14 protein-coding genes are annotated in these 13,507 nt (G+C 64.0%); 9 read left to right on the top strand and 5 right to left on the bottom strand.

The annotated features are described in order from the left end of the window. Positions 1-47: 47 nt before the first annotated feature. The 3 genes from mtgA to AC0L21_RS13575 all read left to right on the top strand — a co-directional run bounded on the left by mtgA (position 48) and on the right by AC0L21_RS13575 (position 1,858). Positions 48-722, top strand: a complete 675-nt coding sequence (gene mtgA, locus AC0L21_RS13585) for a monofunctional biosynthetic peptidoglycan transglycosylase (RefSeq protein WP_473262187.1) — start codon at positions 48-50, stop codon at positions 720-722. A gap of 169 nt (positions 723-891) precedes the next feature. Beyond that, entirely contained in the window at positions 892-1,074 is a 183-nt protein-coding gene (gene rpmF / locus AC0L21_RS13580) for a 50S ribosomal protein L32 (RefSeq protein ID WP_007598106.1), read from the top strand. 142 nt (positions 1,075-1,216) lie between these two features. Further along, positions 1,217-1,858, top strand: a complete 642-nt coding sequence (locus AC0L21_RS13575) for a hypothetical protein (RefSeq protein WP_473262183.1) — start codon at positions 1,217-1,219, stop codon at positions 1,856-1,858. A 1-nt stretch (position 1,859) separates the two neighbouring features. Here the strand turns inward: AC0L21_RS13575 and AC0L21_RS13570 are convergent, their stop codons facing one another. After that, positions 1,860-2,120 carry a hypothetical protein gene (locus AC0L21_RS13570; RefSeq protein ID WP_473262527.1) on the bottom strand — a complete coding sequence of 87 codons (261 nt, stop codon included), beginning with the start codon at positions 2,118-2,120 and terminating at the stop codon, positions 1,860-1,862. Positions 2,121-2,341: 221 nt separating this feature from the next. Between AC0L21_RS13570 and AC0L21_RS13565 the strand changes: the two genes are divergently transcribed. Continuing rightward, positions 2,342-4,036 (top strand): EAL domain-containing protein, encoded by a 1,695-nt coding sequence (locus AC0L21_RS13565; protein WP_473262179.1) that lies wholly within the window; start codon positions 2,342-2,344, stop codon positions 4,034-4,036. A 134-nt stretch (positions 4,037-4,170) separates the two neighbouring features. Here the strand turns inward: AC0L21_RS13565 and AC0L21_RS13560 are convergent, their stop codons facing one another. From AC0L21_RS13560 to AC0L21_RS13550, 3 genes are all read right to left on the bottom strand, one after another. Beyond that, positions 4,171-5,046 carry an acyl-CoA acyltransferase gene (locus AC0L21_RS13560; protein WP_473262176.1) on the bottom strand — a complete coding sequence of 292 codons (876 nt, stop codon included), beginning with the start codon at positions 5,044-5,046 and terminating at the stop codon, positions 4,171-4,173. Positions 5,047-5,083: 37 nt separating this feature from the next. After that, positions 5,084-6,064, bottom strand: coding sequence for an amino acid--[acyl-carrier-protein] ligase (locus AC0L21_RS13555; RefSeq protein WP_473262174.1), 981 nt, complete (start codon positions 6,062-6,064; stop codon positions 5,084-5,086). A gap of 63 nt (positions 6,065-6,127) precedes the next feature. Next, positions 6,128-7,345 (bottom strand): acyl-CoA dehydrogenase family protein, encoded by a 1,218-nt coding sequence (locus AC0L21_RS13550; protein WP_473262172.1) that lies wholly within the window; start codon positions 7,343-7,345, stop codon positions 6,128-6,130. A 357-nt stretch (positions 7,346-7,702) separates the two neighbouring features. Here AC0L21_RS13550 and AC0L21_RS13545 point away from each other — a divergent pair, with 357 nt between their 5' ends. The 3 genes from AC0L21_RS13545 (at position 7,703) to mtnA (ending at position 10,135) form a co-directional block, all read left to right on the top strand. After that, entirely contained in the window at positions 7,703-7,975 is a 273-nt protein-coding gene (locus tag AC0L21_RS13545; protein ID WP_473262169.1) for a phosphopantetheine-binding protein, read from the top strand. 156 nt (positions 7,976-8,131) lie between these two features. Beyond that, complete coding sequence (locus tag AC0L21_RS13540) at positions 8,132-9,007, top strand: S-methyl-5'-thioadenosine phosphorylase (RefSeq protein ID WP_473262167.1); 876 nt, start codon at positions 8,132-8,134, stop codon at positions 9,005-9,007. Positions 9,008-9,025: 18 nt separating this feature from the next. Further along, positions 9,026-10,135: an S-methyl-5-thioribose-1-phosphate isomerase gene (gene mtnA / locus AC0L21_RS13535; RefSeq protein ID WP_473262163.1), complete on the top strand. Its 1,110-nt coding sequence runs from the start codon at positions 9,026-9,028 to the stop codon at positions 10,133-10,135. A gap of 122 nt (positions 10,136-10,257) precedes the next feature. On the opposite strand, the gene AC0L21_RS13530 is transcribed toward mtnA, so the two are convergent. Further along, positions 10,258-10,893 carry an HAD-IA family hydrolase gene (locus AC0L21_RS13530; protein WP_473262159.1) on the bottom strand — a complete coding sequence of 212 codons (636 nt, stop codon included), beginning with the start codon at positions 10,891-10,893 and terminating at the stop codon, positions 10,258-10,260. Between the two features lie 104 nt (positions 10,894-10,997). On the opposite strand from AC0L21_RS13530, the gene AC0L21_RS13525 reads away from it, so the two are divergent. Together AC0L21_RS13525 and AC0L21_RS13520 are read left to right on the top strand one after the other, a co-directional pair. Further along, positions 10,998-11,756, top strand: a complete 759-nt coding sequence (locus AC0L21_RS13525) for a S1 family peptidase (RefSeq protein ID WP_473262156.1) — start codon at positions 10,998-11,000, stop codon at positions 11,754-11,756. Positions 11,757-11,881: 125 nt separating this feature from the next. Continuing rightward, positions 11,882-13,384 (top strand): flavin-containing monooxygenase, encoded by a 1,503-nt coding sequence (locus tag AC0L21_RS13520; RefSeq protein ID WP_473262154.1) that lies wholly within the window; start codon positions 11,882-11,884, stop codon positions 13,382-13,384. Positions 13,385-13,507 lie beyond the last annotated feature (123 nt).

The following is a 13,507-nucleotide window of genomic DNA, read 5'->3' as shown; positions in this document are numbered from 1 at the left end:
AATGCCGGGCCCGTGGCCGCGTTTCGTTCTGCGCCGGAAAGGTTGATTTGCGCGTCGTCAAAACCCTTCTTCTGGTGCTCGCGGTCGCGGCTCTCGCGCCCTATGTCGTCGCGCCATTCTACCGAACCGGCCATCCCGTTTCGACGCTGATGGTCTGGCGCTCGCTTCGGGGTGCGCCGATGCAGCGGGAATGGATCGATCTGGCGGCGATGTCGCCCTCGCTGCCCCGTTCGGTGGTGGCGGCCGAGGACGCCCATTTCTGCAAGCATCACGGCATCGACTGGGGTGCGCTGCGTGAGGCGATCGACGATGCGAAGGAGGACGGGACCCCGTTCCGGGGTGCTTCCACCATCACCCAGCAGGTGGCGAAAAACCTGTTCCTCTGGCAGGGGCGGGACTTCGTCCGCAAGGCGTTGGAATTCCCCCTGGCGCTGTGGATCGATCTCGTCCTGCCCAAGGCACGGATCCTGGAGATTTACCTCAACATCGCCGAGCTGGGACCGCAGGGCCAGTTTGGGGCCGAGGCGGCCAGCGCCTATGCCTTCGGCAAATCGGCCGAGGACCTCTCGCCCCGGGAAGCGGCACTTCTGGCCTCGATCCTGCCGAATCCGGTCAGACGCAGCGCCAGGACGCCGGGACCGGGTGTCCGGCGGCTGGCCGGGACCTATGTGGCGCGAGCGCAGGCGAGTTCACTTTCGACCTGCTGGCGGGAGAACCGGTGATTTCCGGTCCTTTTCGGGCGCATTTTCCGGCCCAGAGCCCTAGATTTAAGGCAGGCCTTCCTCTATAAGCCCGGCCTTGACCGGCATTCAGCTCGCCTCGGTTTGCGGGTGCTGAGCCGTCCCCTCGCGGACGATGCCCTGATGACACCAATCCCTAGAGGATACTGAAATGGCCGTTCCGAGAAGAAAAACCTCGCCGTCGCGCCGCGGCATGCGCCGCTCGGCTGACGCCATCAAGAAGCCGACCTATGTGGAAGACAAGGATTCCGGCGAGCTCCGTCGTCCGCATCATCTCGACCTCAAGACCGGCATGTACAAGGGCCGTCAGGTCCTGAAGAAGAAAGAGTCCTGAATTCGGGACCTTTCCCCAGGCAGGATGATTTCGCCTGCCTGATTTCGGCCAATCCATGAGATATGACAGTGACGGCGGCGGAGCGAATGCTTCGCCGCCGCATTGTCTGTCTGGATTTCTTGATCGAGAAGGCATTTCGCCGATGGTCGGTTTCCCGCTGCTCCTGATCCCGCTCGCGGTCTACAACATCATCGCCTTCCTGATGCCGAGCGTGTCCTTTACGGACGTGCTGTTCAAGGTGCCGATGATCACGGGCGAGGCCTGGCCGGTCACGCTTTCCGACCTGATGCTCGCGCTAGGTGTCGTGCTGCTGCTGCTCGAAGTGGTCAAGGGCGCGCGGCCTGGCTCGAAATTCCTGATGGATCATCTGCTGTCGCTGATCGTGTTCGGCGCAGCTGCGGCCGAATTCGTGATGTGGCCCAAGTTCGGCAACTCCACCTATTTCCTTCTGGTGCTGCTCGCGATGGCTGATTTCCTCGGCGGCATCGCCCAGCGCACCCGCCGCCGCGTCGCTTATGTCGCCGAAACGACGGTGCCGGCGCCCCGCAAGGCCAAGCGCCGGGCCGAGACGCCGGCGGATGAGTTCGAGCCCAAGTTCGAGCCAGTGTCCCCTCCGCAACCAGCTCCGGCGGAGCCGCCCGCGCCCACGGCACAATCGGTCGCCGAATCCGTGCTGATGGATCACCCGGCGCCGAAGCCTGTGAGTACGCCCTCGCCGGAAATTCCCTCGCCGCATTTGCAGCCGGGCAACGGCACCCAGCCGTCTCCCGACGCGCCGCGCTGATTCAAGCCACCTGCCGCGTGCGCGCGGTGACGCTCGGAAGCGGGCGCTTGCTCCCATAGGCGGCCTGCGCATCCTCGGACGACACGCGGCGAAGTCGGCTCGCCTGGGGCAGATGCTCGGCATTGGCGATGAGCTGGGCGACGAAGCTCGGATCGGGGCGCGGCAGCGGGGCCTTGTGGACCCACTGCAAAACCGGCATCAGCGGCACCAAGGCCGAGCCTGTGCCGTTGTTCGCCACGTCCAGTTGATCAGTACTCAACATCGCGATCACCGTTGACCCGGCCAAGATTGTCGCGTTTCGAGACGCTGGCGCCGGTGCGTGTCATGTACTCGCAAGGCCTATGCCGGGCGGGCCGGTTTGGTTCCTGCCCGCGAACAAACGTGGTTTCCAAATTGTTTATCAACTTTGCCTAGGGTCAATGGCGAATCTGGCTTTATCCTGCGCCAGCTCAGGACTCCCCGCTGTCCCGAAACGAGGCGATTTTGACCCCCGCATTGCCGCAAGCCTCCGACATCCTGGCTGCCCTCGGCCAAGCCGTGTTCGCCTGGGACATCGCCAGCGATGCCATTGTCTGGGGTGAGCAGGTCAGCGCCATCTTTCCCGGGATTCCCGCCGAACGGCTGGCCACCGGCGCCGAATTCGCCAGGCTGATCGAGCCCGTGCAATCGCTGCGGACCGCCGCGCTGGCGCAGACCTCGGCCGTGCATGGCGCCGACGGCACGCCCTACCGGGTCGAGTACGGCGTGCGCATGAGCGCCGCCGATCCAGTGGTCTGGATCGAGGAGACCGGCCGCTGGTTCGCCGGCCCCGACGGCCGACCGGTGCGTGCGATCGGCTCCGTCCGCATCAACAATGAACGCCATGCCCGTGACGAGGAACTGACGAAGCTGGCCCGGCTCGATCCGCTGACCGGCGAGCTCAATCGCTCGCATCTGATCGCCGCGCTGGCCGAGGCCATCGAGGAGACGACCCGTTTCCGATCGACTGCGGCCTTCATGCTGGTCGGCATCGATCATCTCGCGCGTGTCAACGAGGCCTTCGGCTTCGACGTCGCCGACGCCGTGATCCTCGACGTCGCCACGCGCATTCGCGCGCGCTTGCGCGGTGGCGACGTGCTCGGCCGCTTCTCCGGCAACAAGTTCGGCCTGATCCTGAAGAACTGCACCGTCGACGACATGAACGTCGCCGCCGAGCGCTTCCTCGCCGGCATCCGGGACGAGGTGGTGCCGACCAAATCCGGCCCGGTGTCGGTCACCGCATCGATTGGCGCGGTCAGCGTGCCGCGCTATGCCCGCAACACCGATGAAGCCGTCAATCGCGCCCACGAGACCCTGGACACCGCGAAACAACGCCGCGTCGGCTCGTTCGCAGCGTGGCGCCCGGATGCCGCGCGCGACGCCCAGCGCCGCGTCAACATCCGCGTCACCGACGAGATCGTCACCGCATTGAACGAGCGCCGCATCAAGCTGGCCTATGAGCCGGTGGTTGCCGCCCTCTCGCGCGAGTGCGCTTTTCACGAATGCCTGGTGCGGATGGACCAGGGCGACGGCCAGGTGCTGCTCGCGCCCGACATCGTGCCGGTCGCTGAACGGCTCGGCTTGATCCGCCTGGTCGATCACCGCGTGCTCGAGCTCGTGGTCGCCGAGCTCGCCGCCGCGCCCGACATCTGCCTCAGCCTCAACATCTCCCCGGACACCACCATGGACCCGGATTGGTGGGCGGGAATCGAATCGCTGATGCGCGCCCATCCCGGCGTCGCCGAGCGGCTGATCGTCGAGATCACCGAAACCGTCGCGATCCAGGACATCGACGACGTGCGCGGCTTCGTCACCCGGCTGAAGAATTTCGGCAGTCGCATCGCCATCGACGATTTCGGCGCCGGCTACACCTCGTTCCGTAATCTGCGCAAGCTCGGCGTAGACATCGTCAAGATCGACGGCGCCTTCGTGCAGAACATCACTCGTTCCGCCGACGACCGCGCCTTCGTGCAGACCCTGATCGACCTTGCCCGCCGCCTCGACATCAAGACGGTGGCCGAATGGGTGCAGGACGAAGAAGCTGCGAACATGCTGCGCGACTGGGGCTGCGACTACATCCAGGGCCGCCTGATCGGGCTCGCCTCAGCCGACCGCCCCTGGGGCGCGCCGCCGGACAGCGCGTTGCCGGCGGCAGGGTAGTGTCGCTACGATCTGCGGCTACGCCACGCAGATATTCGGCACAGCGATCGTCTGTGCAAGAAACGCGTCGCGCCGGCCTGCCCGCGTAATTGCGCGTTAGGTCCGGATGGCATCGTATCTGGTTTAAACGCGGCTTACGGCCCGTACAGCACGAGTTCCGTATCGGTGAGATCGGCGAGCTGCGGCCGATGCGGGCCCTTGAAATATTTGCGGCCGCGACGCTCGGTGTAGATGCCGACGAGGCCGGGAACCGGGCCGTTGGAATCGACGGCGACCGCGATCTTGCCGAGCCGCAGCAGCAGCCGGCCGATGCGGCCTGCGCATTCGGTGTATTCGGCCGCGTTGCGGCAGTAGATCAGCTTCATCGCGGGTGGCGCAATGATGCCACGGCGGATGCGCACCGGTTGCAGGATGAAGGGGAACGCTCCCTTCGGCGTGCGGCAGACGAGGCTGAGGCAATTGTAGCGCGCATGCCGCGTCAAGAGCTCGGTCTCGGCATCGGAAAGCCCGTCGATCGTCTTGGCGTGCTGCGAGATGACGTCGATCGTGCTCCAGCGTGCGACGCGCGCCAGCGCAGGCACCGAGAAGAATATACCCCTGCAATAGGCGCGAAAGCCCTGCGTCTCGATGATCGGCCAGGTCCACGGCGCCGGGCTGATGTTGAGATAGGTGACGTCCTTGTGCCGCTGCGCGATCTTGGTCAGGAGCGGGGCGTAGTTGCGGTAGGCCGGATCGACGTACCAGCTCGACAAATTGCACTGGATGGCGGTCTCGTCGCCGTCCCTCCGCGCCGTATAGATCAGCAGCAGCACGCCGACCGGCGTACCATCATTGTCGAGCATGTAGCCGAAGCGCGGGTAGCCGTCCGGTACCGGTCGGAAGGCTTGCCGGCGCAGGCCCTGGATCCAGTAGCTGCGCGAGCGGCCGACGAAGCCGCGCGTCAGCAAGTCCGCGACCGCATCGACGTCGGACTCGGTGATCTCGCGGCATCGGACCTTGGTATGGATCACGCTCGTCTTTCCCCTGGAAATGACCGGCTTCGTTCCGTTAGCGCCAGCCTTCGCCGTGGGCATCGGCCGCAATCTGCGGCTGCATGCCCATGATCTCCCGCACCTTGGCGGGCCAGGCGGCGATGTCCGTGCCGTGGGTGTGGAACATGGCGACGGCCAGGCGGTCCATGCCGAAAGCGACGCAGCCGGTGTGGGCCGGCTCGCCATGGGCGTCCTTGATGTCCCAGGTCGTGCCGAAATGCTCGCGGTGATAGTTGAAGCTCATGCAGGCGGTCGGCTGCTCTTCCGAGCGCAGCGGGATCAGCAGTTCGAACTTGAGCTGCTGCTGCTTCTGGCTCACCGCCTTCATCTGACCGACGCGGCCGAAGAACGGATCGCTGGCATAGTCGACGCGGAAGGTGAGACCGAGACCCGTCGCAATCGCCTGCGCGCGCACCATCCAGCGCTCGCGGAAATCGGCGACGTCATCCGGGCTGCCGATGCAGACATATTCCCGCATCCGGAACGATTGCAGCCGGTCGAGATGCTTTGACGGTTCACGGCGGAAGCAGTCGGCGGCGACGTCGAAGCGCAGGCCGCCTTTCGGCAACTGGCCGCGGCTCGCCGCGATCGGATAGACGGGATAGCAGGCCGCCGGCGACAGCACGAGGTCTGCCGGCGAGAGCGAGCTGGTCCAGTCGCCGCCGGCATCGAAGCGGCTGACCGCAGCGTTGATCTCGCGCTCGGTGCCGTGCAGGCCGCAGACGCAACCGAGCAGGTTCGGAAAGCTCTTGAGATAGCCGGATTTTTCCAGCTGGGACCGGCTCATCACCGGCGGGAAGCGCATCACTTCGGTGCCGGCTTCACGATGGCTCGTGATCAATGCGGCGAGCCGCTCGACGATGCCCTCGTAAAGCGCGGTGCGGGCGTAGACGCCGTCCGAGCCCATGGGGTGAAAGAGCTTGTCGGCGAGATGATCGAGCGGATCCGCGATCTGCGGCGCGGTCTCAGGCGAGTTGGGGAGAACAGCAATGTTCATGTCGGCTTCCTGCTATCTGAAATTATTCTAATTGAACGAAGGCACGTCGGTCTCGAAAGCTCGTCAGTCCCGAAGGCCTGTCGGCACGCCGCTCATTAGGGTCGACGTTGCGGCATTGGCCAGAATGCGGTCGTTGTTGATCATGATCGGCGACGACAGCACGTCGCGCAGGTGGCGGCCCATCGTGAACTCGCCGTCATTGCGGTAGCCGGAAAGGCCTGTGGTGCGCATCGCATGCATCACGGTCTCGACCGCGAGCTCCGAGGCCTGCACCTTCAGAAGCGTGATCGAAGACTGGAAGTCGAGCGAGCCGAGCGCGCGTTCGTCGTGCTCGGCGCGAGCAAAGGTGTCGATATTCGCCGATATCAGCGCCCGCAGCTTGGCCAGCGACATCTTGGCGGCGGTGAAATGCGCGGCTGCCGGGGGCATCTGTCCGCCCGAGGTGCGGGCCGCCTTGCGGACGAAGGCCTGCGCACGGGTGACGGCGGCTGCAGCGATACCAGCCCAGGCCGAGGACCAGCACAGATGCGCGAACGGCGTCATGGTCTGGGCGTGGATCTTGTCGTAGGATTCCGGGAACACGCGGTCGGTCGGGCAGTCGACCTTCAGCTCGAAACCGGTCGAGCAAGTGCCGCGCATGCCGAGCGTTTCCCAGCCCAGCGTCCGCTTCAGCGAATAATCGTCCTTGGCGAGCGCCAGCAGCACCTGGTCGGACGCGGAAGCGTCGGTAGCGCGGCGGGCGATGGTGACAAGGCCGTCGGCCTCGGCGCCGTACGAGATCACGGTGGCGTCGCGCAGCAGCGAGACGGTGTCGCCGGCGACGTCGACGGCGGCGGCGCTGGCGCGGATGTTGCCGCCGTTCTGGCCTTCGGTGGTGGAGGAGGCGAGCAGCCACTGGTCGCGCGCGACCCGGCGCATCATGGTTTCCATCCAGGGAATGCCGTGACCGTGCCTGACGACGCAGGCGACCTTTGTCGTGTGCATGGCGTAGATCATCGCCGTGGAGGCGCAGGCGCGTCCGAGCGTGTAGCAGACATCGGTGACATCGTGGATCGAGGCGCCGAAGCCGCCGAACTCGACCGGGATCATGACGCCGAGCAGCTTCTGCTCACGCGCGACCTCGAAGGCCTTGTGAGGGAAGCGGGCATCACGATCGACCCCGTCGGCGTCGGCTGCCGCCACGGTGGCGGTCCGGGCGGCGCGCTCGACGAGGGAGGGACCCTGCTCGAGAAAGCTGGTCTGCGTCTCGTCGACAGTGAGGACTGCTTCACGCACGTTCATACTCGTCCGCCTCCGGTTTGCCGTTCAGGATCGCCGGCATCATTCGCGATGCCGCTTGAGCGATCCTTCGACCATCTTTGCTTATGAGATGAGGCTACGGATTTAATTCAAATTCGTCGATGAAATAGAGGGTAAACAAAGCCCAATTCCGAACGAACAGTTAAGTTCGGGTTGTTTGCATCGCCCGGATTTCCGCGGTCGCGTTAGGGATCTGTAAGAAGCCGGAATTTCAGACAATCTGAGTCATCGTTTACTAAGAAACGCGAAGTAATGGTGGCGTCCATTGCGGGATCGGCCCGCCGTGCCCATCGTAGCCGGCGACCGGTCCGACCTTTGTCGACAGATGGGAATTTACCGATGCAGGCTTTCGATACCGAATTGCGCAATCGCATCATCAAGCTGGTGAAGGGCATCCTCGCCCAGAACGCGCTCTCCGCCGAGGTCACGCCGCAGGCCAAGCTCGTCGACGTCGGCCTGACCTCGATGGACATGGTCAATCTGATGCTCGGCGTCGAAGCCGAGTTCGACTTCACAATTCCCCAGTCCGAGATCACACCGGAGAACTTCCAGTCCGTCGAAACGCTGGAGCGCATGGTCGCGACCCAGCTGCAGTCGGCGGCCGCGGCATAATCGAGATTTCCGGCCTTCGCCGGGACGACACCGAATGTGTGGCGAGTGCTTTCCGCTCGTCTTTGGCATCGGCACCCATCACCCGTTTCAAAATCGACGTAAAACTGGCATAGCTTCTCCACGGAATCGCGATGGCGCGAACGGGGTGGAGCAGGCATGACGCATGCGGTATTGGGCATCATCGGCGGCTCCGGCATCTATGATCTGCCGGGGCTGGAGGACGCTCGCGAAGAGGTGATCAGGAGCCCCTGGGGTGAGCCGTCGGCGCCCCTGCGGCGCGGCTCAATTGCCGGCCTGCCGATCGTGTTCCTGCCGCGTCACGACAAGGGCCACCGGCTGTCGCCCTCCGACATCAATTATCGCGCCAATATCGACGTCCTCAAGCGCGCAGGGGTCACAGACCTGATCTCGCTGTCGGCCTGTGGCTCGTTCAGGGAGGAGCTGCCGCCGGGAACCTTCGTTCTCGTCGACCAGTTCGTTGATCGTACCCACAAGCGCGAGAGCTCGTTCTTCGGGAGGGGATGCGTCGCGCATGTGTCGATGGCGCACCCGGTCTCGCCACGGCTGCGCATCCATCTTGCCACGGCGGCCGAAGCCGAGGGCATCGCGTTTGCGCGCGGCGGCACCTATGTCTGCATGGAGGGACCGCAATTCTCGACCTATGCGGAAAGCATGACCTACAAGACGCTTGGCTATTCCGTGATCGGCATGACCAACATGCCCGAAGCGAAGCTCGCGCGTGAGGCCGAGCTTTGCTACGCCACCGTCGCGATGGTGACGGATTTCGATTGCTGGCATCCCGATCACGACGCCGTCACCGTGCAGGACATCATCCGCGTTCTGAGCTCGAATGCCGACAAGGCAAAAGCGCTGGTGGCGCGGCTGGCGAAAGACTTCCCGCGCGAGCATGAGCCGTGTCCGATCGGCTCGGACCGCGCGCTCGATACCGCGCTGATCACCGCGCCCGAGGCGCGCGATCCCGAGCTCTTGAAGAAGCTCGATGCGGTGGCTGGGCGCATCCTGCGAACGTGATACGAAAGGCAGAATGCCATGAAGGTCGACGGCAAGCATTTCCGCAGCATCTGGCGTGAGCGCGATGGCTGGTCGGTCGGCGCGATCGACCAGCGCCGGCTGCCGCACGAATTCATCGTTGCGAAGCTGACCTCATGCGAGGACGCGGCCCTCGCCATCCGCGACATGCTGGTGCGCGGTGCGCCGCTGATCGGCGCGACCGCGGCTTACGGCATGGCACTCGCAATGCGCGAGGACGCTTCCGACGAGGGCCTGAAGCGCGCCTACGACACGCTCGTGGTGGCGCGGCCAACGGCGATCAATCTGAAATGGGCCTTGGACGAGATGCGCGCGAGCCTCGCGCCGATCGATCCGCTGGAGCGCGCGGAAGCTGCCTATGCGCGCGCCGACGAGATCGTCGAGCAGGACGTCGAGATCAACCGCGGCATCGCCGGCAATGGCCTGAAACTCATCGAGGCGATCGTCGCAAAGAAGAAGCCGGGCGAGACGGTGAATGTGCTGACCCATTGCAATGCCGGTTGGCTTGCGACCGTCGATTGGGGCACGGCGACGGCGCCGATCTATCTGGCGCATGAGCGCGGCATCAAGATCCATGTCTGGGTCGACGAGACGCGGCCGCGCAACCAAGGCGCCTCACTCACGGCCTGGGAACTCGGCCATCACGGCGTGGCGCATACGGTCATTCCGGACAACACCGGCGGGCATCTGATGCAGCGCGGCATGGTCGATCTCGCCATCGTCGGCACCGATCGCGTTGCCGCCAACGGCGACGTCTGCAACAAGATCGGCACATATTTGAAGGCGCTGGCCGCTCACGACAATAACGTGCCGTTCTATGTCGCGCTGCCGTCACCGACGATCGATTTCGCCGTCGACGACGGCATCCGCGACATCCCGATCGAGCAGCGCAGCGGTACGGAAGTCACCGACATGACCGGCCGCACCGCAGACGGAAGGCTTGAGACTGTGCGCATCGTGCCAGAGGGCTCGCCGGTCGCGAATTATGCGTTCGACGTGACCCCGGCGCGGCTCGTCACCGGCCTTATCACCGAGCGCGGCGTATTGAAAGCCGACCGCGCGTCGCTGGCGGCTGCGTTTCCCGAGCGTATTGCCGCCGCTGCGGAATAGTCAGTTCGCCAGGCGCGATTTTTCCACGCTGTCATTGCGAGTGCAGCGAAGCAATCCAGAAATCCCACCGCGGAAGCGGTCCGGATTGCTTCGCTGCGCTCGCAATGACGGAGAATGACGCTCTAGCTCAGCTTCAATCCCGTTGCTGCCTCGAGCTCGGCAATCGCCTGAGCGCCGCTGGTCACCTTGATCGTCGTCATGCCCATCTCGCGTGCCGGCTTCAGATTGACGCCGAGATCGTCGAGATAGACGCAATTCTTCGGATCAACCTTCAGAGTCTCGACCATCAGCTGATAGATGCGCGGGTCGGGCTTGCGCAGGCCGATCTTGGCGGACTCGATCACATGGTCGAACAGCACCATCACCTCGGCGACATAGAGTGAGCGCCCGGTCATGCTGCCGATCGCATTGGCCGGCAGATTGTTGGTAATGCAGCCGGTCTTGAATTGCGCCTTGATGCGCTTCAGCGCTTCGACCATCTCGGGGCGCAGATCGCCCTGAAGCAGCGGTAGCACGTCGCGGCCGCGCACCTCCGCGCCGAGCGCCAGCGACTCCGTCGCGAACAAATGATCGAACGTGTCGATATCGACCTCGGCGCGTTCGAACTTGGCCCAGGCATTTTCCAGATGATTGGCGGCATTGGTGCGCCGGATGATATCGAGGGGCAGGCCACGCTCCGTCTCGAACCGCGTGAACGCCTCGAATGGCGAACTCGTCAGCACGCCTCCAAAATCAAAGATCACAGCCTCGATCGTCAAGATCCCGCCCTCGTCAATTCCTTTCCAAGAGCGCTAGCATGCGCTATCGGCAAGGGCCAGTCCGAAGCCATCCCACCGCGTCACCGATGCCGAAGCGTGTTCCCATGAAAAAGCTTGCAACCATCATTACAGCCGCGCTGCTGCTGGCCGCGCCCGCTTATGCCATCGTTGGTGGCGGCACGCCGCAGGCCGATGGCGTGGCGCGCGCCGTCGTCACCATCGTCGGCTCGCGCGGCAATTTCTGTACCGGCACCCTGGTTGCGCCAAAGCTGGTGCTCACCGTTGCCCACTGCGTGCAGCCCGGCGCGGACTACAAGATCGTCGATCGCGGCATCGACGGGCAGCCGCAACTGCTGAATGTCCGCACCGTCGCGATCCATCCGAGTTTCAACATGCAGGCAATGCAGGCGCATCGCGCTACCGCCGACTTGGCGCTGCTGCAACTGGAAATTCCACTCAAGGGAAAATCGACGGTGCCGGTCGGTACGCCGAATATTCCGATTCAGGTCGGCAGCCGCTTCGTCATCGCCGGTATCGGCGTCACCGTGCGTGGCGACGGCAAGAGTGGCGGCGCGACGCGTGTTGCCGGTCTCGTCGCGACGGGTCAGCCCGGCACGCTCCAGATCAGGCTGGTCGACCCCGTAACCAACGGTGTTCGCGACGGAATTGGCGCCTGCACCGGCGATTCCGGCGGGCCCGTGTTCGAGGACAAGCCGACCGGAGCCGTGCTCGTCGGCGTGATCAGCTGGTCCACGGGGCCGAACGGAGCCGCCGGCTGCGGCGGGCTGACAGGGGTCACGCCGCTCACGCTCTATCGCGACTGGATCTTGCAGACCGCGCGGAGCTGGGGTGCGGCGCTGTGATTTGACCGCGACCTGATCTATGTCATCTTGAAGCGGAAGCGCGATGGGCGACCACGTCCATCACGGAGGAAACGCGCCGCCCGATCAAGGGCGGCCACAAAAAGAAGCAAGGCATAGAAGCAACAATGAATGTCGCTGTTCGCAGTCACGCCACGGCCAAACAGGCTTCTGAACATTTCGACGTGCTGATCGTCGGCGCCGGGATCTCGGGCATCGGTAGCGCCTATCACATGACTAGGCAGCTTCCGGATGCGAGCTTCGTCATCCTGGAAACGCAGGCGACGTTCGGCGGCACATGGACCACGCATCGCTATCCCGGAATTCGTTCGGACAGCGATCTCCACACCTTCGGGTATAGCTTCAAGCCCTGGGTCGGTCCGCCGATCGCGACCGCCGAGGAAATCCTCGCCTACATGAACGAGGTGATCGACGAAAACGATCTCGCGCGGCATATCCGCTACAAGCACAAGATCAATTCGGCGAGCTGGTCGAGCGAGCAGAACCTCTGGACCATCGAGGCGGTGACGACCGACACCGGCGAGCCAAAAACTTTCACGGCGAACTTCCTCTGGATGTGCCAGGGCTATTACCGCCATTCGGAAGGCTATACGCCGGAATGGAAGGGCGCGGATCGCTTCAAGGGCCGCATCGTTCATCCGCAGACCTGGCCCGATGATATCGACCTCGCGAACAAGAAGGTCGTCGTGATCGGCTCCGGCGCGACGGCGGCGACACTGGTGCCGAACATTGCCGACAAATGCGCGCATGTCACGATGCTGCAGCGGTCGCCGACCTATTTCCGTTTGGGGCGCAACGCCATCGAGATCGCAGAGGAGCTGCGCAGGCTTCAGGTCGACGAGGCCTGGATCCACGAGATCGTCCGCCGCAAGATCCTGTTCGAGCAGGACGCGTTCACCAAACTTTGCTTGTCAAAACCCGAGCAGGTGAAGCAAGAGCTGATCGGGCAGATCAGCGCCGTGCTCGGTCCGGAGTACGATGTCGACACACATTTCACACCGAGCTACCGGCCCTGGCGGCAGCGCATCGCCTTCGTGCCCGATGCCGATCTGTTCAAGGGCATCGCCAGCGGCAAGGCGTCTGTCGTCACCGACGAGATCGAATGTTTCGTCGAGAACGGCATCCAGCTCAAATCCGGCAAGCTGCTGGAAGCTGACATCATCGTCACCGCAACCGGCTTCAATCTCGCGGCGCTCGGCGACATCGCCTTCGAGGTCGACGGCAAGCCGCTCGCCTTCGGCGACACCGTCACCTATCGCGGCATGATGTTCACGGGCGTGCCGAACATGGTCTGGGTGTTCGGCTATTTCCGCGCCAGCTGGACGCTGCGCGTCGACCTCGTCGCCGACTTCGTCTGCCGCCTGCTCGGTCACATGAAAACCAAAGGCAAGAAGAAGGTCGAGGTCAAGTTGCGTGCCGAAGACCACAACATGCCGATCCTGCCCTGGATCGATCCGGAAAACTTCAACCCCGGCTACATGATGCGCAACATGGACCTGCTGCCCAAGCGCGGCGACAAACCGGAATGGCAGCACAGCCAGGATTACTGGACCGAAAAGGACGAGATCCCGAAGACCGATCTGGATGGCGGGGAGTTTGTGTATGGGTGAGGTGGGGTAGGCGCTAACCACGCATTGCAATGTCGTCCCGGCGAAGGCCCTAGGGCATGCACATATCTGGTGCGGCGGATTGACTCAGAGCGGCATCTGGGGATTCCAGAATCGGGAAACCGT

The sequence above is a fragment of the Bradyrhizobium sp. WSM4873 genome (assembly GCF_055811355.1).
The sequence above is the reverse complement of the archived record's forward strand: the minus strand, read 5'-3'. Positions and strand labels throughout refer to the sequence as shown.